The sequence below is a fragment of the Bradyrhizobium sp. CCGUVB14 genome, assembly GCF_024199935.1.
Lineage (GTDB): Bacteria > Pseudomonadota > Alphaproteobacteria > Rhizobiales > Xanthobacteraceae > Bradyrhizobium.
Genome location: NZ_JANADS010000001.1, coordinates 3741270 through 3761517 on the forward strand (window position 1 = coordinate 3741270; position 20248 = coordinate 3761517).

The following is a 20248-nucleotide window of genomic DNA, read 5'->3' on the forward strand; positions in this document are numbered from 1 at the left end:
CATGGACACCGATCAACTCATTCGCAGCCTCGCGGCCGATAACGCCCACCGTGCCCCGCGCGTCGGCGGCTTGCTGACCATGGGCCTGTTGGTGGCAGCGCCGTTCTCGATCCTGATTTTTGCAACCTTCCTGGGCGTTCGGCCGGACGTGATGACGGCGATGCACAACCCGTTCTTCGACACGAAGTTCGCCGTTACCTTGTCGCTCGCGATCCCCGCGATCATCATCAGCCTGCATCTGTCTCGGCCCGAAGCCTTGATGCGCGGCTGGGGCTGGCTGCTGCTGCTCCCCGTTGGTCTGCTTGCGGTCGCGATCGGCAGTGAAGCGATGATGGCGCCGGCCATGCCGATGACGATGCGGCTCGTCGGCAAGAACTCGCGGTGGTGCATGGTGGCGATCCCGGCGATGTCGCTGCCGCTGCTCGCGGGCGCTCTGTTCGGTCTGCGCCATGGTGCGCCGTCGCGGCCGGCGCTTGCCGGCGCGCTCGCCGGCCTGTTGTCGGCCGGGCTCGCCGCGACGCTCTACGCCTCGCACTGCACCGACGACTCGCCGCTGTTCGTCGCGACCTGGTACACGATCGCGACCGCGGTCGTGACCGCGATCGGCGCGGCGGTTGGATCGAAAGTCCTACGTTACTAGGCCGCGGACGTCGTGTTCTGCATGCGGTGGAAGCGCAGCACCTGCTGAGCCGTCGAGCTGCGCAGGGCTTCGTAGGTATCGCGCAGGATCAGCATGTCGGTCTGCGAGCCGCCGGAGAGCTTTTCGCGCATGGCGATGATCGCGCGCACGCTCGACCATTGCATGCCGGCGACCTTGGCGAGGATCATCACGCCCTCGGTCCGGCTCTCGATCATCATGTTTTCGGCGGTCTCGACCGAAACGCCGGCCAGTGCCGCGAGCCCCGCATTGGTCTCGTCGAACTTGCCCTGCTCGGCGAAAGTCGTGACCTGGAATTCGTTGAGACGGCCGTCGTCGTGGAGTGATTTCACCAGCGCGCGCGCCATTTCGGTCTGCCGGGTCATCGCGGCGGCCCGGACCCGCTGCGCCGCTTCCTGGACCACGCTCGACACTTCGTCGGCGAGCTCGGGATGAGCGGCTTCCAGCTTCCTGCGCACGCTCAGGGAGGCCTTGGCGATCAGCTTCAGATAATGATGGCGCGGCAGGTCGGGCCGCACGCCGATGCAAGTGGCAAGATCGTCGTCGCGTTCGGCGCGCGTCACGAGGTCGGTGAGGCTGCCCTCGGAGAGCTGCGCACCCGGATTGCTGACGGTCGACTGCACCACGTCGTTGTTGCCGCGGCTCACCAGCACGTCGGTCAGCGCCTCCGACAGCACCCGCCGCAGCGAGATCGCCTTGAGATGGGCCTGGCTCTTGCTGCGCGCGATCTCGATCAGGGTCGTCTCGTCCAGCCGCTCCGACTTCGTCAGCACGGGGCCGGCGACCTCGATCACATCGTCGAGTGCGAGCGTGCGGATGATCTGGGGCGGTGCGGCCGGGATCGGCGCGAGCCGGTCGGCGAGCAGCGCTTTTGCCGAGGTCTCGATCTGCTCGATCAGGCATTGGAACACGTCGTCGAAGACGCGGACATGGTCGTCGGAATAATCCACCGCGTTGTTGACGAAGAGGTCGGTGACGCGGCGCAGTGTCTCGACCCGGCGCGCGACGGTGCCGTGCGAGAGCGCCGACTGCAATTCCTCGAGCAAATTCTCGGATGACTTGACGGTTTTAGAGTTCATAGCCCTGTCCTGGAGCGTTCGGTCCGGCGGCGTATTCTCACGCACCGGCGGGAAATGGATCGGTCAACTCGTAGCAATGCGGTTGCGCCCTTGCGCCTTGGCGGAATAGAGCGCGCTGTCGGCGCGCGCGAGAAACGTGTCGGCAGTATCATTGTCGCGCAGCGTCACGACGCCGGCGGAAATCGTCACGCGCATCCCGGGCGAGAATGCGCTCCAGTCGAGCTCGGCGACGATGCTGCGCAGCCGATCGAGCATGCGCGATGCGGCCTCGCTCGCGGTGCCGGGCAGCAGCAGCAGAAACTCCTCGCCGCCATAGCGGCCGAAACGGTCGTCGGGCCGGATATTGGCGAAGATGGTGATGGCGAAGGTGCGCAGCACCTCGTCGCCGACGGGATGGCCGTGGGCGTCGTTGATGCGCTTGAACCAGTCGAGATCGATCAGCGCGATGGCGCAAGGCGCGGTCGCCTGCCGCGACTTTTCCATCTCCGCGTCGAGAAGTCGCATGATGCAGCGGCGATTGTAGGAGCCGGTCAGCTCGTCGAGCTCGGCGAGCTCCTCGATGCGTCGATAGGCATCTTTCAGCTCGATGCTGCGCCGGTAGAGGATCTTGCGCAGCGTGGCGCCGAACAGGCCGAGGAAGGCGCACTGGCCGATCACTAGCATGAAGCAGAGCATCGAGGCGGTCCGCTGCAGCCGGGTCGCCACCGGCATGCCGATCGGCAGGTCCGAGCCGAGGAACACGGCCGCAAGCGCGGCGGAGGCGAGTGCCCAGGTCAGCATCGCCTGGGCCGAGGTCATGCGCAGCGTGCCGAATGCGAAGATCAGGAACAGCACGCTGATGAAGGCGATGCCGATCGTCGGCACCGACAGCAGGAACACGAACTGCAGCGCCATATGCGCCGAGATCTGGAACACCGTGAGATAATGGTCGGTGTGCTTGTCGCCGACGCCGGCCTCCGACATCACCACGAAGATGCCGATGATCGAGAGACCGCCGACCCAGAACAGCGACGGAACGTTGATGTGAACGGCGCCGTCATAGGCGTAGAGCAGCAGGACAGAGGCGCCGAGGGAGTAGCTGACGACCTGGCCGATATACATCTGCCGGCGCTGACGGATCCGCCGCGCCAGCACCTCGGGCGCAGCCGCCTCGGGCGTGAGGACGAGATCCGCGACCTCTGCGGCATTCCTCTCCGGAAAGGACGTCGCGGCCGTGCTCATGGTCCCGCCAATGGTGGATGTCAGCCGAAAAAATCTACGTGGCAAGCCTTTAGGTTTGGTATCCTTTTGCACCGAATCCGGGGGACAAGGCGCGGGTGAGGGGCTCGTGCAGTGCGGGATTTTGCGGCCGGTTAGGCATCGCAGGCGATATCGCGGACCAAATCCGGCCCCGTGCGACATAAGGTGCACAGGGCCGTGTTATGGACCGGGCCCGGCCGGGCCGTCCGTTCAGGCTCACGGCAAATCCGCGAGAGAGTGTTTCCGTATTATGTTACCGTTCTGCAGCGAAGCGGCCAACTGCCACGGGTGGGATAAGGAAATTGCGCGTATGTGTGGTAGATCACACGCATCCCCGTATGACTGCGGTAGGTTGAAGAATTTCACCCCTCCCGTCGAACCGTCCCCCGCATCGACCCGACCAACTTTGCGAGACGGCCTTTGAGCGTGACACAGGCGGCTACGGACGAGGTCCTTATCGCCAGGATCGCTCAGGGCGACCGTCTTGCCATGCAGGTGCTGTACGGGCGGCACCATGTCAGGGTGTATCGGTTCGGGCTGAGGCTCGTGCGGGACGAGCAGACGGCGGAAGACCTCATCAGCGAGGTGTTTCTCGACGTTTGGCGTCAAGCCGGCAAGTTCGAGGGCCGATCCGCCGTTTCCACCTGGCTGCTGGCAATCACCCGATTCAAAGCCCTGTCTGCGCTTCGGCGCCGAAAGGATTTTGAACTGGACGACGAGGCCGCCAATGCGATCGAGGATTCGTCCGACAATCCAGAAACGGTGGTCCAGAAAAAGGATACCAGTGAAGCGTTGCGGGAGTGTCTGACGGGCCTCTCGCCGGACCATCGGGAAATCGTCGACCTCGTCTACTACCACGAGAAGTCCGTGGAAGAGGTGGCCGAGATCGTCGGGATCCCGGAGAACACTGTGAAGACGCGCTTGTTTTATGCGCGCAAGAAATTGGCCGAACTGCTGAAGGCAGCCGGCATTGAGCGAGGCTGGCCATGATGGCACTGAGCAAGAAGATGCTGGAGCAAGAGCCCGGTGAGATCGAGATGCTGCTGCCGTGGCACGCCGCCGGCACGCTGAACGCGCGCGATGCCCGCCGTGTGGAAGAAGCGCTCGCCAGCGATCCGGCGCTCGCGAAGCAATATGCGGCGATCCGTGGCGAATACGAAGAGACCATTCATTTGAACGAGAGCCTGGGCGCTCCGTCGGCGCGCGCGATGCAGAAGCTGTTTGCCGCGATCGACGCCGAGCCGGAGCGGGCGACCAGTTCGCTGCCGTTGTCGGCGCGCGTTGCCACCTTCTTCGCCAGCCTGTCGCCGCGCACGCTGGCCTGGTCGGCGAGCCTTGGCGCCATCGCGCTGCTGCTGCAGGCCGGCATCATCGGCGCCGTGCTGATGAAGACCCAGACCTCGACCTTCCAGACCGCATCGCTGTCGACCGGCGCGCCGATCACGCGCGAGCTCGGGGCGGCGGCTCCTGCGCGGGCGCTGGTGCGCTTCACGCCCGAGGCGCGCGTGGCCGATATCACCGCGCTGCTCGACAGCTACCAGGCCTCGATCATCGGCGATGCCAGAGGCGGCATGTTCCGCCTGCAGTTCGACAAGGCGATGAGCCAGGACGAACTCACCGCGCTGCTCGGCAGGATGCAGCGCGAGAAGTTCGTCAACCTCGCCGTGGCGGCGCCTTAAGCGCGCCGCTGCACCAATGACGCGCAAGTCCGAGAGTCAGTTGCGAGCCGGGGCCTACGCTTCGTCGGTCGGAGCCGCGCTCCTGCTCGCCGCCTGCCTCGGCATCGAGGTGGCGCACGCCCAGGCGATCATGCGCACACCGACCATCAGCGTGCCCTCGCGAACACCGACCATCAGTCCCAGCATTGCCGCCAGGGCGGTTAGCGTCGATCGCGGTCCGCACGTGGTGACGACCGCCCGGATCTCGGCGCGGATGGCGACGACCCCGGTGCTGCCCTATGCGCGCTACTCGCCGAACCTCTATCCGACCTGCACGGCGGCCTATCGCGATGCCGACGGCGAGTGCCTGGGGCAGCCGAGCGAAGGCGGCGACGGTTCCGGCAAATCGACCAGGAAGAGCGCCGGCAAGGGGCGCGGCAACAATGCGCCGGTCGCCGTCAATCTGCGCAGCTTCGCCAACGAATTCGTGGCCGAGATCGACAGCGCGCTGTCGCCGACGGAGGCCGATGAACTCGCGCGGCGCCACGGTTTGAGGCGCGTCTCTTCGGAGAATTTTCCGCTGATCGGGGCCACGGTCGGCTTGTTCCGTATCGCCGACGGCCGGCCGTATGAGACGGTGCGGCGCGAATTTGCCGCCGACGGCAGCGTGCGATCGCTCCAGCAGAACTTCCGCTACCTGCTCCAGGACCAGAAATCGGCGGTGCCGACCGAGGGTGATCCGGCCCAATACGTGCTGCCGAAGCTACGCTTGCCGCAGGCGCACACACTGGCGCACGGCGCCAATGTCACGGTGGCCGTGATCGATTCCGGCATCGACGCCAAGCACCCCGAACTCGCCAACTCCATCGCCGACAATTTCGATGCGCTCGGCAGCAGCGAGGGCCCCCATATCCACGGCACCGGCATTGCCGGGGCTATCGTGGCGCACGCGAAGCTGATGGGCAGCGCGCCGGAAGCGCGCATCATCGCCATTCGCGCCTTCGGTGGCACCACCGGCAGCGCCGAGAGCTCGTCCTACATCATCCTGCGCTCGCTCAATTACGCAGCCGAGCACGGCGCCCAGATCGTCAATATGAGCTTTGCCGGTCCGAAGGACGCGGTGATCGAGCGTGCGATTGCGGCAACTGCCGCGCGGGGCCTGGTGCTGATCGCGGCCGCCGGCAATGCCGGCGCCAAATCGCCGCCGCTTTATCCCGCCGCCAATCCCAACGTGATCGCGGTCAGTGCGACCGACCAGCAGGACAGGCTGTTCACCGCCTCCAACCGCGGCAACTACATCGCGCTGGCGGCGCCGGGCGTCGACATCTTCCTGCCGGCGCCGGATGGCAAATACCAGATGACGTCGGGCACCTCGTTCTCGGCCGCCTATGTCTCCGGCGTCGCGGCGTTGCTGCTCGAGCGGAACTATTCCCTGAAGCCGGAAGCGCTGCGCATGACGCTGTCGAAGACCGCGCGTGACCTCGGTTCACCCGGGCGTGATGATCTCTTCGGCGACGGCGAGCCCGATGCGTTCGCCGCGGTCATGGCGGTTCCGGTCGACAACACGACGCCGGTCGCGGCTGCGTCCGGTACAACTAAACGTGAAGATGCCGAGAAGCGCCGCGACGACCCCGGCATTCGCGCAATCGAGCAGCCCTCGCTGTCGAGCGCGACCGATAAATCCACGGTTTCTCAGGTGGATAGGCCGGCGGCGCGATAGTGCCTGCGACAACATTGCGCGTCGGCCAAAGGTTAAAAAATCGAGCGCCGCTTTGAACGTTCAGCCTGCTGCCACGACCAATTTATGTGGGAGCGGTCATCCCTCCCCATCAGTCATATTAGGCGCGAGCGCCCATCCACCCCAAGCGCCCATATGGCTCGACCCGTCCGGTTGTCCCCCCGGACGGGTCTTTTCTTTTTGGGCGTCCGACTTCTTGAAGCGTGATTCGAGATCACCTCGCGGTTGAGCCCGCGGCGGCGATCGTCGTGATGAATCGGCAACGACAGCTGGCAAGCCCGCTATGCTTGCGCGAAGCTTGACTCGAAAAGCCCTGAAAACTCCGCACGACTACGGTCTTTCGTGACGACGGCCGTGTCGTTGCTGGACAAGTCAAAACTTTTCCACAAAATATTCATGTCGCGCCTAAATTGATTCGTGTGCGTTGCGTCGCGTCCGTATTTTCTCCTGACGGGCTGATTTATGACTCATCGCCATGGCGCGGCTGGAAGCCGCGAGCTTGCCGCGCGCTGGTGCGCTCTCGCCGAACAGCGGCTGGAACATCTCTCCGAAATGTTCGAGACCGGCCGCTGGCGCCGCTATCACAGCGAGCTGGCATTCCTCGAAAACATCCAGGAAGCCAAGCGCGCGGTCCAGACCTGGCGCGCCCTCGCAAATGGAGGGGACGTCGCCGCCGCTGCCGCGAGCGTGACTTCTGCATTCGGCTGGTCGCCCGCGACCATGCCCCGCGTGTTCCCGCGCGAGCAGGCCCAGACCATGCAGCCCAAAGCCGTGCAGCCCAAGGCCCTGCAGCCCAAGGCCCTGCAGCCCAAGGCCGTGCACATCGCGCCCGAGACCGTCGTCCCGGTTGCGCTCGAGCCCACGCTGGACGTGCTCGCCGAAATCCTCGAGGCACCGATTGCACCGGTCGCCGTACCTGCATCAGCCGAGGTGGCTGCTTTGATGGCGTCGTTCACCGCGCCCCCCAAGATGCCACCACTGAAGGCGCCCGCCGCGCGGGCGTCGGTCGCGGCACCTGCCGTCAGATCACCGGTCGCCGCGTCCATCGCAGCTGCGCCGCGCACCGCGCCTGCAGTGAAGCCGCCGCTTGCCGCATCTGCAGTACCACCGGTCGCCGCGCCTGCGGTGAGGCCACCAGTCGTCATGCCTGCTGCAATGGCGACGCTGCTGCCGCAATTCGCTCCGCCGGCCGACGAAATCGTCGCAGCCCCCGAGCGCGTTGTCGAATTCACCTTCAGCCTCGACGGCCTCGAAGCAAAGTACCCGCTGCTGCGGAATGCGTTCTAGGGCCTTTCTCCAGAAGCCGTCCGCGTCTTCTCCAACCCCGTCATCCTGAGGTACGAGCCAAGCGGCGCATCGCGCCGTTTGGAGAGCCTCGAAGGATGCACGGCCCGTCTGCAGCCGCATCCGAGATCAATCTTTCGGCCTAGGGGCTCCCGCCCGCCGCCGTGCAAACTGGCGCACGGCCTTCCAATCCGATTGAATGAGCGCTTCCTTCTTGGCGCGGCTCCAGCCCTTCAATTGTCGTTCGGCCGCGATGCCGTCCGTGATCCGATCGAAATATTCGGACCACACCAGGACGACCGGATGCCTTGAACAAGTGTATCCCGGATAAGCGCCGGCATTGTGCCCGTCGACGCGCTTGGACGTGTCCTCGCCGGTGGCGCTACCAATGTAGAAAGAACCATCCGCGCAGCGGAGCATGTAGACATAGATGCCCACGACACCATCCTTCGAGGCTCCCCGGACGGTGCTGAGCACCGCCCGGCTCGCACCTCAGGATGACGGCAGTGTGCTTGTTGTCAATGTGTAGGGAAGCAACTTTTTGAGTGTGCGGTTGATGTCGCTTCGAGGTGACGCTTCGCGCCACGCACCAACTCGCATGCCGTCATCCTGAGGTGCGAGCCAAGCGGCGCATCGCGCCGTTTGGAGAGCCTCGAAGGATGCACGGCCCAACTCCCGGCCACGTGTCCTACTGCCGCACCGCGTTGCCGCCGACCACCACCTGCGCGAAGCGTTGGGCGCCGTCCGCCGACAGGTCTGACGTCACGGCGCGCGCATGGTCCAGCCCGACCACGGCGCCGCGCGGGGTTTCCGAGATCATGTTGTTGTTGACGAGCGCGGTGCCCGCGCCCGACACCACGGACACGCCGACGCCGGCCAGCGCCTTGCGGATCACATTGCCGGAGATGACGACGTCGCGCAAATATTTGCCCCAGCCGGCGACGATGCCGTAGGACGGCGCATTCTCGATCACATTGCCGGTCACCGAGGTGTCGGCTTCGATATAGATGCCGACGCCGGCATCGTCGTCGGGCGCGGTCCCGATCGGGCGCTTCGGGATCAAATTGCGGATGATATTGCCTTGAACCACCGCGATGCGGCCGCCTTCGTTGAAATTGCAGACGGAGACGCCGACGGCAGCGCCATCGACGGTGTTGTTGGCGATCACTGCGGCCTCGAACGCGAATTCGGAATAGAGCGCGACCTCGCGCACGTCGCTGACGCTGTTGCCGGTGATCTGGATATTGGAGGCCGAGTTGCCGCGCACCGCGGAGTAATCGCAGTTTTTGATGCGGTTGCCGCGCACGATCACGTTGCCGGCGCGGAAGGCGTTGATGGCGTTGCCGTACTGGCCGGAGCCGCCGGGGCCGGCCTTGATGTCCTCGATGCGGTTGTCCGCGACCAGCGTGCCGTCATCGCCGATCGCAGTGCGCAGGATCTCGATGCCGTTGTCGTTGGTGCCGATGATGGTGTTGCGGGACACGTTGAGGCCTTTGGCGTCGAACGAGACCACCGCCGTCACGGCAATGTTGGTGAAGACGTTGCCGGAGATCTCGCCGGACACCTGCTCCAGCCAGATGCCGCTGCCGCCGGAGCCGGTGATCTCGCAATCGGTGATGCGGACGCCGCGGCCGCCGAGGACATGGACCAACCCGCGCCGCGTCGGCAGTGGAATGCTGCCACCGTCGAAGGTGAGGCCGGTCAGCCCGACCGAGTCCGATCCGTCGCTCTGGATCGCCGAGGCCCCGCCGGTGAAGATCAGCTTCGTCGCGCCGCGCACGCCGATCAGTTGCGCGCCATTTGGCAGCCGCAGCAGTCCGGTTCGGTAGATTCCGGGCGGAAGCGCCAGCGGTATCTGCGCGCGCGAGGCCTCGTCTATCGCGCGCTGGAGCGTGCGTGTCTGATCCTCGGCCGCGCCGGGCCGCACACCATATTGGGTCGCATCGCGGCCGAGCAGGGAGGTCAGCGGCGCGGCGCGCGCGGCGTCGACAGGCATGGCGAGCGCACCGGCGATGCCGGCGGTCGAAGCTCCGATGAGATGACGGCGATTGAGGTCCATGACGCGTCCTCCGGCGGACGCGGCGGTCCGCGGGGATTAGGTAGCGCAGGGCGGAAGGGGTCGTCGGGATTGTTCGCAGTAGGGTTAAATGTTTACCGCAGCGGAGGTGCCGTAGGGTGGGCAAAGCGACTTGTCCGCCGGAGCTCGAAGAACGAAGGCGGAAGCGTGCCCACGATTGACGGCAGATGGAACGAGATCGTGGGCACGGCGCAAGGGCGCCTTTGCCCACCCTACGAGGCCTGCGTGTTCCGCGTCTTCCGTGCCAGGTTCACCATCTCCATCAGCATCGCTTCCCCGGCGTCCACCAATTCGTCCAGCGTGATCCGTGGAAATCCCTTCCGCCGCACGGCGCCGCTGCGCGCTAGCAAGGGAATGTGGATGAACGCGGCAAGCTTTGGTCCGCCGCCGCGCACGTTCTCGATCGCGCGCCAGCTCAGATAGTTGCAGAGATAGGCGCCGGCATCGCGTGAGGGCCGTGCGTCGATGCCGGTGAGCCGCGCGGCGCGCAACAGCCTTGCCGTGTGCGGGCCGAACGTCATTGCGTCAGCATGACCGGCGATGCCGCGCTTGCTGGAGCGGGTGTTGGCGGCATCGGGCCACAGCATGGTGACGGCGTTGCGCGCGCGGCTCTCGATGCGCAGGTACGGCGTGCGCGCCGCGAGGCCGAACATCAGCAGCGCATGCGGCTTCACTTTCGCCAGCACTTCCGGCAATTGCCGGTCCACTGCCGCATAGGTCACCGGAAAGATGTGGCGCGATAGCGTGACGCCATCGAGCGCGGGGCGGCGCAATTGCGCCAGCCGCGCCACCAGCGGCTGGGTCGGATTATGCGGCGCGCCGGGAAACGGGCCGAAGCCGGTGAGGAGAATGCGGAGCTCGTCGCTCATTGCAGCAATCCCAATATCTGTTCGGCGGCGAGCGCCGGCGTCAGGTGACCGTCGGCGACCTCCGCCTCGATCTTCTTCACCTTGGCCCGCACCGATGCCTCGCTGCGCAGCCGCGCCAGCATGCGCTGCTCCAGCATCGACCACATCCATTTCACCTGCTGGTCGCGCCGGCGCGCGGCGAACTCGCCGGACGCGTTCATTGCCGTGCGGTGTTCGAGGATCTTCTGCCAGAGCTCGGCAATGCCGGTGCCGGCCAGCGCCGAATAGGTGACGACCGGCGGGTGCCAATGTTCCGACCGAGGGCTGAGGATATGCAGCGCGCCGCGATAATCGGCCGCGGTGATGTTGGCGCGCTTGAGATTGTCGCCGTCGGCCTTGTTGATCGCGATCATGTCGGCGAGCTCGACCAGGCCCTTCTTGATGCCCTGCAACTCGTCACCGCCGCCTGGCAGCATCAGCGCGAGGAAGAAATCGGTCATGTCGCAGACGGCGGTCTCGGACTGACCGATGCCGACGGTCTCGACCAGCACGACGTCGAAGCCGGCGGCCTCGCACAGCAGCATCGCCTCGCGCGTCTTGGCGGCAACGCCGCCGAGCGTGCCTGACGACGGCGAGGGGCGGATGAAGGCATGGTCGGACGACGACAGTTGCGCCATCCGCGTCTTGTCGCCGAGGATCGAGCCGCCGCTACGCGCCGAGGACGGATCGACCGCGAGCACCGCGACCTTGTTGCCTTGCTCGATCAGGTAGGTCCCGAGCGCATCGATGGTGGTGGATTTGCCGACGCCGGGCGAGCCGGTAATGCCGACGCGAACCGCCTTGCCGGTATCGGGCAGCAGCATCTGCACCAGCTCACGCGCCTGCGCCTGATGATCGCCACGCCGGCTCTCCACCAGCGTAATGGCTCGCGCCAGCGCCGCGCGATGGCCGGCGCGCAAGTCGCGGGCGAGGGCGGTGATATCAAGCGAAGTCTTCTTCTCAACCATGCCCTGCTTTACAACGGCGCGCGCAGGCAGGCGAGTGCCCGCGGGACAAAGCATGCGTGGTTACATCAGGCCTTGGCAAAACCCGCCGCCTTCATCGCCTGTCCCATCTGGCTATCCGCCTGGTCCATGAAGGTCTCGAACTGGCCGGCATCGCGCCAGACCGTGCCGAACCCGCGTCCGGTCATGAAGTCCTTGAATGCGGGGGAATCGTACACGTTCTTCGAGGCCGCGGTCAGCTTGGCGGCGATGGCCGGAGGCAAGCCCTTCGGGCCGCCGATGCCACGCCACGAGCTGGTGGAATAGTCGACACCGATCGTCTCCTTTAGCGTCGGGACGTCCGGGAAGATCGGATTGCGCGCATGCGCCATGATCGCGAGGCTCCGGGCCTGGCCGGCCTCGATGGTGGCGCGTGCTTCCGGCACCGAGCAGGTGGTGAGATCGAGGCTGCCCGCGACGAGATCCTGCATTGCCGGTGCTGCACCATTCGACGCCGACCACGCGACCTGGTTGGCCGGCAATCCCATCGCCTGCATCCAGCCGACGAGGGCGAGATGCCAGATGCCGCCTTGTCCGGTGCCTGAAGCCTTGAATCGTCCGGGAGGTGCCAGCTTGATGGCGTCCATCAGCTCCTTCACCGTCTTGTAGGGCGAGGACGTCGAGACCTGGATGCCCGGCGGGTCTTCGTTCACCAGCGCCAGCGGCGTAAAATTCCGCGGCGTCAGCTGCGTCAGGGCTTGCCAATGCAGCATTGCGATTTCCACGGTCAGCGTGCCGATCGTGTAGCCGTCCGGCGCTGCGGTTGCGATCTCCGCATGGCCAATTGCGCCGGATCCGCCGGTGCGATTGACGACGTTGAACGGCTGGCCGAGCTCCTTCTCGAGCAGCGTCGCGACGATGCGCGCAGTCGCATCCGTGCCGCCCCCCGCACCCCACGGCACGATCAAGGTCACCGGCCGCGCCGGATAGGCTTGCGCGCGGGCAGGTGAGAGGAGGGTGGACGTGGCGGCGGCCACAGAAGAGGCCGCGAAAATGCGGCGCGTAATTCCTGGCATCAATAATCCCGGCGGCGCCCTCGGGAATCGGGCTGGTCAATGCAATATGCTACGCGGCTTTGCAGGGATGTCGCAAGCGGCCGCCCAACGGCGCCGTGAGCAATGGTTCCGCTGGAACTCATTGCGGCTGGTCGGCATCGCCTTTTGGCCGCGTGCCGCCGAAGATGCGCGCGCCCTCCGGCGTGAGATAGGGCTTCAACGTTTCCCACGGAACGAATGCGACATATTGGCCCTCGGCATAGGGGCCGACCGCATAGGGCGGGTAGTGGAAGGTGAGGCCGGAGCTCTTGCCTGGTTCGGTCGACGGCGCGAGCGTCGCCGCGCCGATCTTGAGCAGGCTGGGCTCCACGCCCTTGAACCATTCCTCAGTCGCGGTCTCGCTGGTGTCTCGCTTCTTCTTCTCGATTCTGAGCGAGGCGATCACGGCCTTCACCATCGCCTTCATGGTGGGGCCGTTGTCGGCGGTCTCGGCGAAGAACGGGCGGATCGAGATGCGTTTGTTCTCGGACTTGTCCCACAGCACTGTGTTCACGTCCGAATTAGGATGGGCGCCATGGGTGTCCATATAGTCGTCACGCAGGAGGCTGACATAGCGGTCGGCAACGACGGAGCGGATCGAATATTTGCGCTCAAAGTCCCAGCCGCCGTCCTTGAAGAATTGCGGGTCCTGCTTGCGCGAGGCAGCCGCGTCAGCCGCGTTCTTGTCGAGCCATTTCCGGCCCTCGGCAAGGCAGTCGCCCGCGAGTGGCGCGTCGGCCTTGATCTTGTCGTCGAGGAAGACACGCGCCTCGATGTTCCTGTTCTTGACGACGGCGTCGGGCTTGGGGTCGGCGGCGAGAGCGGGGGAGGCCAAGGCGATCGCAGCGATGGCAAAAAGGCTCGCGAGCCATTCTGCCCGCACGTTTGCACGATATGTCACTTCAAGATCCATCAATTTTACATCCGACCGCCGTCGACGCGTTCGGACATCGGCATGAGCATAATGATCGCAAGATGAACCGGCGCAGAACGCCCGGCGCGAACACCGGGATGTGAAAATTGGTCGCAGCGGCCTGTCCGCCGGTCTGATGCGGGCGCCCAGGCGCGGAGGAGCTACTCCGCCGCCTCGCTATGCCCAAGCCGGGCGTTCAGCTTGCGGATCAGCTCCTCGGCCGCGTCCGCGATCACCGTGCCGGGCGGGAAGATGGCTTCGGCGCCGGCCGCATGGAGCGCGTCATAATCCTGCGGCGGCACCACGCCGCCGACGATGATCATGATGTCCTCGCGGCCCTGCTTCTTCAGCGCGGCCTTGAGTTCAGGCACGGCCGTGAGATGGGCGGCGGCGAGCGAGGAGACGCCGAGAATGTGAACGTCGTTCTCGACGGCCTGCCGCGCGGCTTCGTCGGCGGTGGCGAACAGCGGCCCGATGTCGACGTCGAAACCGATATCGGCGAAGGCAGACGCGATCACCTTCTGGCCGCGGTCATGGCCGTCCTGGCCGATCTTGGCGACCAGGATGCGCGGGCGGCGCCCTTCCGCCTCCTCGAAGGCGTCGATCAGCGCCTGAACCTTCTCGACCTGGTTGCCCATGCTGGATGCTTCCCGCTTGTAGACGCCGGTGATGGATTTGATCTCGGCGCGGTGCCGGCCGAACACCTTTTCCATCGCGTCCGAAATCTCGCCGACGGTCGCCTTGGCCCGCGCCGCGTCGATGGCGAGCGCGAGCAGATTGCCGTTGCCTTCGCCGGCCGAGCGCGTCAATGCGGCGAGCGCGGCCTCGACGTCCTTCTGGTTGCGCTCGGATTTCAGCCGCGTCAGCTTGTCGATCTGCAGCCGGCGGACATTGGTGTTGTCGACCTTCAGAATGTCGATGGCGGCTTCGTCCGATGGCTTGTACTTGTTGACGCCGATCACGGCCTGCTTGCCGGCATCGATGCGCGCCTGGGTCTTGGCCGAGGCCTCTTCGATACGCAATTTCGGCACGCCGGCTTCGATTGCCTTGGCCATGCCACCGAGTTCCTCGACCTCCTGGATATGGCCCCAGGCCTTCGCGGCGAGATCGCGCGTGAGGCGCTCGACGTAGTACGAGCCGCCCCAGGGATCGATGATGCGGGTGGTGCCGCTCTCCTGCTGCAGGAACAACTGGGTGTTGCGGGCGATGCGCGCCGAGAAATCGGTCGGCAGAGCCAGCGCTTCGTCGAGCGCGTTGGTGTGCAGCGACTGGGTGTGGCCTTGCGTGGCCGCCATCGCCTCCACCGTCGTGCGCATCACGTTGTTGAAGACATCCTGCGCGGTCAGCGACCAGCCCGAGGTCTGCGAATGCGTGCGCAGCGACAGCGAGCGCGGGTCCTTCGGATTGAACGGCTTCAAGAGTTTCGCCCAGAGCAGCCGCGCCGCGCGCAGCTTGGCGACTTCCATGAAGAAGTTCATGCCGATCGCCCAGAAGAACGACAGCCGTGGCGCAAAGCGGTCGACGTCGAGACCCGCGGCAAGTCCGGCGCGCAGATATTCGACGCCGTCGGCGAGCGTGTAGGCGAGCTCGAGATCCTGCGTCGCACCGGCTTCCTGCATGTGATAGCCGGAAATCGAGATCGAATTGTACTTCGGCATCTTCTGCGACGTATAGGCGAAGATGTCCGAGATGATCCGCATCGAGGGCGCGGGCGGATAGATGTAGGTGTTGCGCACCATGAACTCCTTCAGAATGTCATTCTGAATGGTGCCCGACAGCTTCTCCGGGGCGACGCCCTGTTCACCGGCGGCAGCGACATAAAGCGCGAGGATCGGCAGCACCGCGCCGTTCATGGTCATGGACACGCTCATCTGATCGAGCGGAATGCCCGCAAACAGCGTGCGCATATCGTAGATGGAGTCGATCGCCACGCCGGCCATGCCGACATCGCCGCCGACGCGCGGATGATCAGAGTCATAGCCACGATGGGTGGCGAGATCGAAGGCGACCGAGAGGCCCTTCTGTCCGGCCGCAAGATTGCGGCGGTAGAACGCGTTGGAATCCTCCGCCGTGGAGAAGCCGGCATATTGCCTGATAGTCCAGGGCTGGTTGACATACATGGTCGGGTAGGGGCCGCGCAGGAACGGTGCGATGCCCGGATAGGTGTCGAGGAAATCGAGCCCGGCGAGATCCGCCTCGCCATAAGCAGGTTTTACGAGAATACCCTCGGGCGTGAGCCACGGCTCGGCGCTGCCGGTCGGAGCGGCGCTTGCGGTCCGCTCGAAGGCGACATCGGCGAAATTGGGAATGCGGGTCATTCCTTGGATTCCTCAAACCTGCGGTGATGCTCGATCAGCCGCTGCAAATTCTTCTTGTAAGCGGGATCATCCGACGACCGGTTCTCAGTCATCATACCAGTCCCGCTCCACAGAAGCCGGGCGAGCAGCTTCCCGACGTTCGCCTTCCACTCTATCAAGCCAAGCAATATTTCTCCCAGCGCCTGAAGCATGGCATAGCCTACCACGGATTGATCTCAATCATGATCCGGATGCTGATGGCTGACGATGGTCGCCATCTTCTCCGGCCCGTAATTCTGCTGTGTGGTCTGGCTCGGCAGATTGGAGATGCCAACCACCCAGCCCAGGCGAGACTCGCTTCCATATTGCCGCGTCGGCACCAGGCGATCGGGCCGGTCGAACGCGCCGGTCATGATCTCGATCCGCTCGCCATCGATGCGGCCAAAGCTCAGCGGCGTGCCGCAGGCGGCGCAGTAGCCGCGGTCGGCGATCGTCGAGGAGCGGAAGAACGACGGCTTGCCCTTGGTCCAGGCGAAATCGGTGCGGTTGATGTCGGCGAAGGAGGCGAATGGCGCCCCGCTCGCCTTCTGGCACATCCGGCAGTGGCAGATCGAAACCCGGTTCGGTGTGGCCGAAATCGCAAAGCGCACCGCGCCGCATTGGCAGCCGCCGGTGAGAACGGGTTTGCTTGTATCGGTCATGCCTGTTCCATCCGCAAATAAGCGTCCTGCAACGTGGCGAGCGCGTTGCCGCCGGCAAACACAAACCCGGTGACACCGGCCGCGCGAAGGGCCGCCTCGGCCTCGGTCGGACGGCCAGCGAGATAGATATGTCGGCTGCCTGCCGTTTGCAGGGCCTTAGCCGCCGCCTCGGCGTGTTCCGCGTAGACCTTGTCGCTGGAACAGAGGCAGGCGAGCGCAGCGCCGGAGGCCTTGAAGGCGGCGGCGAGCTTGGCCGGATCGGCAAAACCCTCGCTGTCGACCGCCTGGATGCCGCCGGCCTCGAAGAAGCTTTTTGCAAAGGTCGCGCGCGCGGTGAAATCCGCCGGCGTGCCGAGATTGGCCAGGAATACGCTCGGCCGCGTGCCGCGCGCTTTCAACGCTGCATCGGATTTGTCGCGCAGCGCTTCGAACGGCGCGGCGAGGCGCATCGGCGCCAGCGCATCGAATTTGCATTTCGGCTCGCCGGAGGGCGGCAGCGCGATCGGCTTCACGTCGAGCACGGTGGCGTCGGCCTCGTGCAGATTGGGAAACTCGCTGGCGCCGGTCAGCACGTCGCGGCGCTTTGCGATGTTGGCCTCGCGCGCCTTGCGCGTGGCTGCGACCTTGCTCTGGAACAGGCCCTGTTGAAGAGCGGCGAAGGCGCCGCCGGCTTTCTCGGCCTCCTGGAACAACGCCCATGCCGTCGCGCACAGTTCCGACGTCAGCGTCTCGATGCCGCCGGATCCCGCCGCGGGATCGCTGACTTTTGCGAGGTTGCTTTCTTCCAGCAGCAGCAGTTGCGTGTTGCGCGCCACGCGCCGCGCGAACGGGTCAGGCAGCCCGCGTGCCAGCGTATGCGGCAGCACGGTGATTGCGTTGGCGCCGGCAAGCCCGGCAGCGAAGGTCGCGATGGTCGCACGCAGCATGTTCACATAGGGATCGCGCTGCGTCAGCATGCGCCAGGCGGTTTCCGCGGCGATGAAAGCGGGCCGAGGCGCGAGGCCGCACGCCTGCTCGACGCGGGCCCAGAGCTGCCGCAAGGCGCGGAACTTGGCCATGGTCAGGAACTGGTCGGCGTCGGCGCTGAGCCGGAATGAAACGGCTTGTCGCGCGACATCGAGATCGATGCCGCCGCGCTCGAGCATGCGCAGATAGGTCGCACCGAGCGACAGCACGAATGCCAACTCCTGGGCCTCGGAACCGCCGGCGTCGTGGACGGGACGGCCGTCGGCGAGCACGAACGGACCTTTGAAGCCGCGCCCGATCAGGCCCGACACGATGCGCGCAAAGGGTGCTTCGTACTCCGACCATGGCGCGAGCGCGGCGCCGCGCACGGCGAACGTGCTCAGGGCCTGGTAGTTGAAGCGCACGTCGATCCCGGCGGGATCGAGCTTTTTGGCCTCGACCATATCGGCGAACAGCGTGCCGGCATCCTGCCGGCCGGCCACCGGGTTGAGCGAGATCGCGACGCCGGCATCGAGGAACACACCGTCGAACAGCCGCGCCAGCGTTGCCGGATCGGCGTCGATGACACCGAAATCGCGTGCACCCGGTCCTCCGGCGAACTCGATCTCGAGTCCGGTCGCCCCGTTCTCCAGATCCTGCAAGCCTTGCGCATTCGCCGCCGCCGCATCGGGATGATCGACCCGCTGCATGATCAGCCATGGTGCAGCCGCCGCGCGCCCCGTCAGCAGCGCGGCGCCCTTGGTGCGCGGATAGAGCGGCTGGATCTTGAGGCCGTCATAGGTCTTGCCGACCAGCTTCTCGAACGGCGCGCCCTTCAGCACACCGTCGACCAGCTTGCGCCAGTCCGCGTCCGTCGCCTTGGGAAAATCGGCCGCCAGCGGCAGATTGTCAGTCACGGAGGTCATACGGCCAAGGGCTCCCAAACGTCTCGTTATTCGCAGGCGAAATTGCCACGGCCGGCCCTCCCTGCAAACGGTTGTTTTTGGTTAACCGGTATCCGAAAGCCGCTCAATGCCTTGCGTCGAGACGCTGGCGAGGCCGTCACGCACACGAATGCCCGAGATCACGCGGTCGGGCGCGATTTCGGCCAGCGGCACCAGCACGAAGGCGCGCTCGAACAGCCGCGGATGCGGCAGGGTCAGGTCGGGCTTTTGAAACGACACATCGTCATAGGCAATCATGTCGAGATCGAGCGTGCGCGGGCCCCAGCGCCGATCCTTGTCGCGCGTGCGGCCGAATTTCTGCTCGACTTTCTGCATGACGAACAATAGCGCGTGCGGATCGAGGTCGGTCTCGATCTCGACGCAGGCGTTGATGAAGGGATCCTGGTCCACGTCGCCCCAGGGCGGCGTGGTGTAGTCCGACGAACGCGCGATAACCGCGGCTTGCGCCATGCCGCAGATATGGGCGATCGCCTTGCGGAATGTCGCTCGGACATCGCCGACATTGCCGCCGAGTGCGATCAGCACGCTTGCCATGTCAGGGGTGCCGCGAGCGGGTCAGCATGATGCCGACATCGTCGAAGATCGCGGCGATCGGCGCATGCGGCTTGTGCACTGTGATCTTCACGGCGCGGATGCGCGGGAAGTGCGACAGGATGGCGTCGGCGACCGCACCGGCCGCGCGCTCCAGCAGTTTGTAATTGGTATTCTTGAACGCCGCCGTCGTGGTCGCCACCACGTCGGCATAGGACACGGTATCGGAGAGGCGGTCGCTGCGCGAAGGCTCCGACAGGTCGGTGTAGAGCTCGAGGTCGATGACGAAACGCTGGCCGACTTCGGTTTCGTGATCCATCACGCCATGGCGCGCGTGGATCGACAGGCCGGTCACGAAGATCGTATCGGTCATTGCTTGCTCTCGATTGCGTTGGCGACCCTCAGGGCCTGCAGGGTCTCGGCGACGTCATGGGTCCGGATGATCTTCGCGCCCTTCCGGGCTGCGATCAGATGCGCGGCGATCGATCCGGCGAGCCGCTCTTTCGGCTCTGACGGCGACACCGAGGCGATGAAACGCTTGCGCGAGGCGCCTACCAGGATCGGCAGGCCGAACATGTCGAGCTCGTGCAGCCGCGCCAGCGCGATCATGCTCTGCTCGGCGGTCTTGCCGAAGCCGATGCCGGGATCCAGCACGATTCTGTCGCGTGCGATGCCGGCTTTCGCGGCGATATCCAGCGAGCGCAGGAAGAACGCCTTCATATCCGCGACGATGTCGATGGCGGAATCGACGCTGTCGCGGTTGTGCATGACGATGACGGGGACGCCGTGGGCAGCGACCACCGGCGCCATATCGGCGTCGCGCTGCAACCCCCAGACGTCGTTGGCGATGGCCGCGCCCCGGTCGAGCGCGAAGGCCACCACTTCCGCCTTCATGCTGTCGATCGAGACGGGAACGCCGAGCGCGACGATGTCAGACAGCACCGGCTTCAGCCGGGACAACTCGTCCGCCGCGGTCACCGGCTGGGCGCCCTTGTAGGGCCGGGTGGATTCGGCGCCGATATCGATGATGTCGACACCGGCCTCGATCATCGCCCGCGCCCGTGCCAGCGCCTGGTCCGGCGCGATGAAGTCGCCGCCGTCGGAAAAGGAATCCGGCGTCACGTTGAGCACGCCCATCACCGCCGGCAGAGGCCGGTCGAGCAGCGTCCGCAGCGCATCTGGCCCGGCCGAGCCGGCCGGCGGGACGGATGGGGAGGGCGAGGCGTTCATGCGCGTCG

The 20248-nt window shown here is 65.5% G+C and carries 20 protein-coding genes; 5 read left to right on the forward strand and 15 right to left on the reverse strand.

The genetic code is table 11. From position 1 onward, the window contains the following. Position 1: 1 nt before the first annotated feature. Positions 2 to 640 carry an NrsF family protein gene (locus NLM32_RS17270; protein ID WP_254130136.1) on the forward strand — a complete coding sequence of 213 codons (639 nt, stop codon included), beginning with the start codon at positions 2 to 4 and terminating at the stop codon, positions 638 to 640. On the opposite strand, the gene NLM32_RS17275 is transcribed toward NLM32_RS17270, so the two are convergent. After that, the gene (locus NLM32_RS17275; protein WP_254130137.1) at positions 637 to 1737 is read right to left on the reverse strand and encodes a DUF2336 domain-containing protein; all 1101 of its coding nucleotides are present in this window, start codon (positions 1735 to 1737) and stop codon (positions 637 to 639) included. The genes NLM32_RS17270 and NLM32_RS17275 overlap by 4 nt on opposite strands. 63 nt (positions 1738 to 1800) lie before the next feature. Further along, a complete protein-coding gene (locus NLM32_RS17280) occupies positions 1801 to 2958 on the reverse strand; it encodes a GGDEF domain-containing protein (protein WP_254130138.1) in 1158 nt (385 codons plus the stop codon). A gap of 438 nt (positions 2959 to 3396) precedes the next feature. On the opposite strand from NLM32_RS17280, the gene NLM32_RS17285 reads away from it, so the two are divergent. The 4 genes from NLM32_RS17285 to NLM32_RS17300 all read left to right on the forward strand — a co-directional run bounded on the left by NLM32_RS17285 (position 3397) and on the right by NLM32_RS17300 (position 7659). Continuing rightward, a complete protein-coding gene (locus tag NLM32_RS17285; RefSeq protein WP_200517090.1) occupies positions 3397 to 3966 on the forward strand; it encodes a sigma-70 family RNA polymerase sigma factor in 570 nt (189 codons plus the stop codon). Next, positions 3963 to 4655 carry a hypothetical protein gene (locus NLM32_RS17290; protein ID WP_254130139.1) on the forward strand — a complete coding sequence of 231 codons (693 nt, stop codon included), beginning with the start codon at positions 3963 to 3965 and terminating at the stop codon, positions 4653 to 4655. The genes NLM32_RS17285 and NLM32_RS17290 overlap by 4 nt, the downstream gene beginning before the upstream one ends. A gap of 16 nt (positions 4656 to 4671) precedes the next feature. Further along, positions 4672 to 6354 carry a S8 family serine peptidase gene (locus NLM32_RS17295; RefSeq protein WP_254130140.1) on the forward strand — a complete coding sequence of 561 codons (1683 nt, stop codon included), beginning with the start codon at positions 4672 to 4674 and terminating at the stop codon, positions 6352 to 6354. Between the two features lie 480 nt (positions 6355 to 6834). Further along, positions 6835 to 7659, forward strand: coding sequence for a TIGR03809 family protein (locus NLM32_RS17300; protein ID WP_254130141.1), 825 nt, complete (start codon positions 6835 to 6837; stop codon positions 7657 to 7659). 126 nt (positions 7660 to 7785) lie between these two features. Here NLM32_RS17300 and NLM32_RS17305 read toward each other — a convergent pair whose 3' ends face one another. The 13 genes from NLM32_RS17305 to folP all read right to left on the reverse strand — a co-directional run bounded on the left by NLM32_RS17305 (position 7786) and on the right by folP (position 20240). Further along, positions 7786 to 8094, reverse strand: coding sequence for a GIY-YIG nuclease family protein (locus NLM32_RS17305; RefSeq protein ID WP_254135333.1), 309 nt, complete (start codon positions 8092 to 8094; stop codon positions 7786 to 7788). A 250-nt stretch (positions 8095 to 8344) separates the two neighbouring features. Beyond that, positions 8345 to 9715, reverse strand: a complete 1371-nt coding sequence (locus NLM32_RS17310) for a TIGR03808 family TAT-translocated repetitive protein (protein WP_254130142.1) — start codon at positions 9713 to 9715, stop codon at positions 8345 to 8347. Between the two features lie 230 nt (positions 9716 to 9945). Continuing rightward, a complete protein-coding gene (locus tag NLM32_RS17315) occupies positions 9946 to 10602 on the reverse strand; it encodes a pyroglutamyl-peptidase I (protein ID WP_254130143.1) in 657 nt (218 codons plus the stop codon). Then, the gene (meaB, locus tag NLM32_RS17320; RefSeq protein WP_254130144.1) at positions 10599 to 11588 is read right to left on the reverse strand and encodes a methylmalonyl Co-A mutase-associated GTPase MeaB; all 990 of its coding nucleotides are present in this window, start codon (positions 11586 to 11588) and stop codon (positions 10599 to 10601) included. Before meaB ends, NLM32_RS17315 begins: the two co-directional genes overlap by 4 nt. A gap of 65 nt (positions 11589 to 11653) precedes the next feature. Next, positions 11654 to 12640, reverse strand: coding sequence for a tripartite tricarboxylate transporter substrate binding protein (locus NLM32_RS17325; protein WP_254130145.1), 987 nt, complete (start codon positions 12638 to 12640; stop codon positions 11654 to 11656). A gap of 118 nt (positions 12641 to 12758) precedes the next feature. Further along, a complete protein-coding gene (locus NLM32_RS17330; RefSeq protein ID WP_375143563.1) occupies positions 12759 to 13559 on the reverse strand; it encodes an RsiV family protein in 801 nt (266 codons plus the stop codon). Between the two features lie 173 nt (positions 13560 to 13732). Continuing rightward, positions 13733 to 15889 (reverse strand): methylmalonyl-CoA mutase, encoded by a 2157-nt coding sequence (gene scpA / locus NLM32_RS17335; protein WP_254130146.1) that lies wholly within the window; start codon positions 15887 to 15889, stop codon positions 13733 to 13735. After that, positions 15886 to 16095 carry a hypothetical protein gene (locus NLM32_RS17340; RefSeq protein ID WP_254130147.1) on the reverse strand — a complete coding sequence of 70 codons (210 nt, stop codon included), beginning with the start codon at positions 16093 to 16095 and terminating at the stop codon, positions 15886 to 15888. The genes scpA and NLM32_RS17340 overlap by 4 nt, the downstream gene beginning before the upstream one ends. A 9-nt stretch (positions 16096 to 16104) precedes the next feature. Continuing rightward, positions 16105 to 16569, reverse strand: a complete 465-nt coding sequence (locus NLM32_RS17345; protein ID WP_254130148.1) for a GFA family protein — start codon at positions 16567 to 16569, stop codon at positions 16105 to 16107. Further along, a complete protein-coding gene (locus NLM32_RS17350; protein ID WP_254130149.1) occupies positions 16566 to 18440 on the reverse strand; it encodes a methylmalonyl-CoA mutase subunit beta in 1875 nt (624 codons plus the stop codon). Before NLM32_RS17350 ends, NLM32_RS17345 begins: the two co-directional genes overlap by 4 nt. Before the next feature lie 81 nt (positions 18441 to 18521). After that, the gene (folK, locus tag NLM32_RS17355; RefSeq protein ID WP_254130150.1) at positions 18522 to 19013 is read right to left on the reverse strand and encodes a 2-amino-4-hydroxy-6-hydroxymethyldihydropteridine diphosphokinase; all 492 of its coding nucleotides are present in this window, start codon (positions 19011 to 19013) and stop codon (positions 18522 to 18524) included. 1 nt (position 19014) lies between these two features. After that, on the reverse strand, positions 19015 to 19383 hold the full coding sequence (gene folB / locus NLM32_RS17360; protein ID WP_097662915.1) for a dihydroneopterin aldolase: 369 nt from the start codon (positions 19381 to 19383) through the stop codon (positions 19015 to 19017). Further along, positions 19380 to 20240, reverse strand: coding sequence for a dihydropteroate synthase (gene folP / locus NLM32_RS17365; RefSeq protein WP_254130151.1), 861 nt, complete (start codon positions 20238 to 20240; stop codon positions 19380 to 19382). Before folP ends, folB begins: the two co-directional genes overlap by 4 nt. Positions 20241 to 20248: the final 8 nt, after the last annotated feature.

Excerpts from the sequence above, each read along its gene's own strand:
- NLM32_RS17325 (WP_254130145.1), bottom strand. The coding sequence starts at position 12,640 with ATGCCAGGAATTACGCGCCGCATTTTCGCGGCCTCTTCTGTGGCCGCC.
- NLM32_RS17300 (WP_254130141.1), top strand. The coding sequence starts at position 6,835 with ATGACTCATCGCCATGGCGCGGCTGGAAGCCGCGAGCTTGCCGCGCGC.
- folK (WP_254130150.1), bottom strand. The coding sequence starts at position 19,013 with ATGGCAAGCGTGCTGATCGCACTCGGCGGCAATGTCGGCGATGTCCGA.
- folP (WP_254130151.1), bottom strand. The coding sequence starts at position 20,240 with ATGAACGCCTCGCCCTCCCCATCCGTCCCGCCGGCCGGCTCGGCCGGG.
- NLM32_RS17295 (WP_254130140.1), top strand. The coding sequence starts at position 4,672 with ATGACGCGCAAGTCCGAGAGTCAGTTGCGAGCCGGGGCCTACGCTTCG.
- NLM32_RS17280 (WP_254130138.1), bottom strand. The coding sequence starts at position 2,958 with ATGAGCACGGCCGCGACGTCCTTTCCGGAGAGGAATGCCGCAGAGGTC.
- NLM32_RS17310 (WP_254130142.1), bottom strand. The coding sequence starts at position 9,715 with ATGGACCTCAATCGCCGTCATCTCATCGGAGCTTCGACCGCCGGCATC.
- NLM32_RS17290 (WP_254130139.1), top strand. The coding sequence starts at position 3,963 with ATGATGGCACTGAGCAAGAAGATGCTGGAGCAAGAGCCCGGTGAGATC.
- NLM32_RS17345 (WP_254130148.1), bottom strand. The coding sequence starts at position 16,569 with ATGACCGATACAAGCAAACCCGTTCTCACCGGCGGCTGCCAATGCGGC.
- scpA (WP_254130146.1), bottom strand. The coding sequence starts at position 15,889 with ATGACCCGCATTCCCAATTTCGCCGATGTCGCCTTCGAGCGGACCGCA.
- NLM32_RS17315 (WP_254130143.1), bottom strand. The coding sequence starts at position 10,602 with ATGAGCGACGAGCTCCGCATTCTCCTCACCGGCTTCGGCCCGTTTCCC.
- folB (WP_097662915.1), bottom strand. The coding sequence starts at position 19,383 with ATGACCGATACGATCTTCGTGACCGGCCTGTCGATCCACGCGCGCCAT.
- NLM32_RS17275 (WP_254130137.1), bottom strand. The coding sequence starts at position 1,737 with ATGAACTCTAAAACCGTCAAGTCATCCGAGAATTTGCTCGAGGAATTG.
- NLM32_RS17270 (WP_254130136.1), top strand. The coding sequence starts at position 2 with ATGGACACCGATCAACTCATTCGCAGCCTCGCGGCCGATAACGCCCAC.
- meaB (WP_254130144.1), bottom strand. The coding sequence starts at position 11,588 with ATGGTTGAGAAGAAGACTTCGCTTGATATCACCGCCCTCGCCCGCGAC.
- NLM32_RS17350 (WP_254130149.1), bottom strand. The coding sequence starts at position 18,440 with ATGACCTCCGTGACTGACAATCTGCCGCTGGCGGCCGATTTTCCCAAG.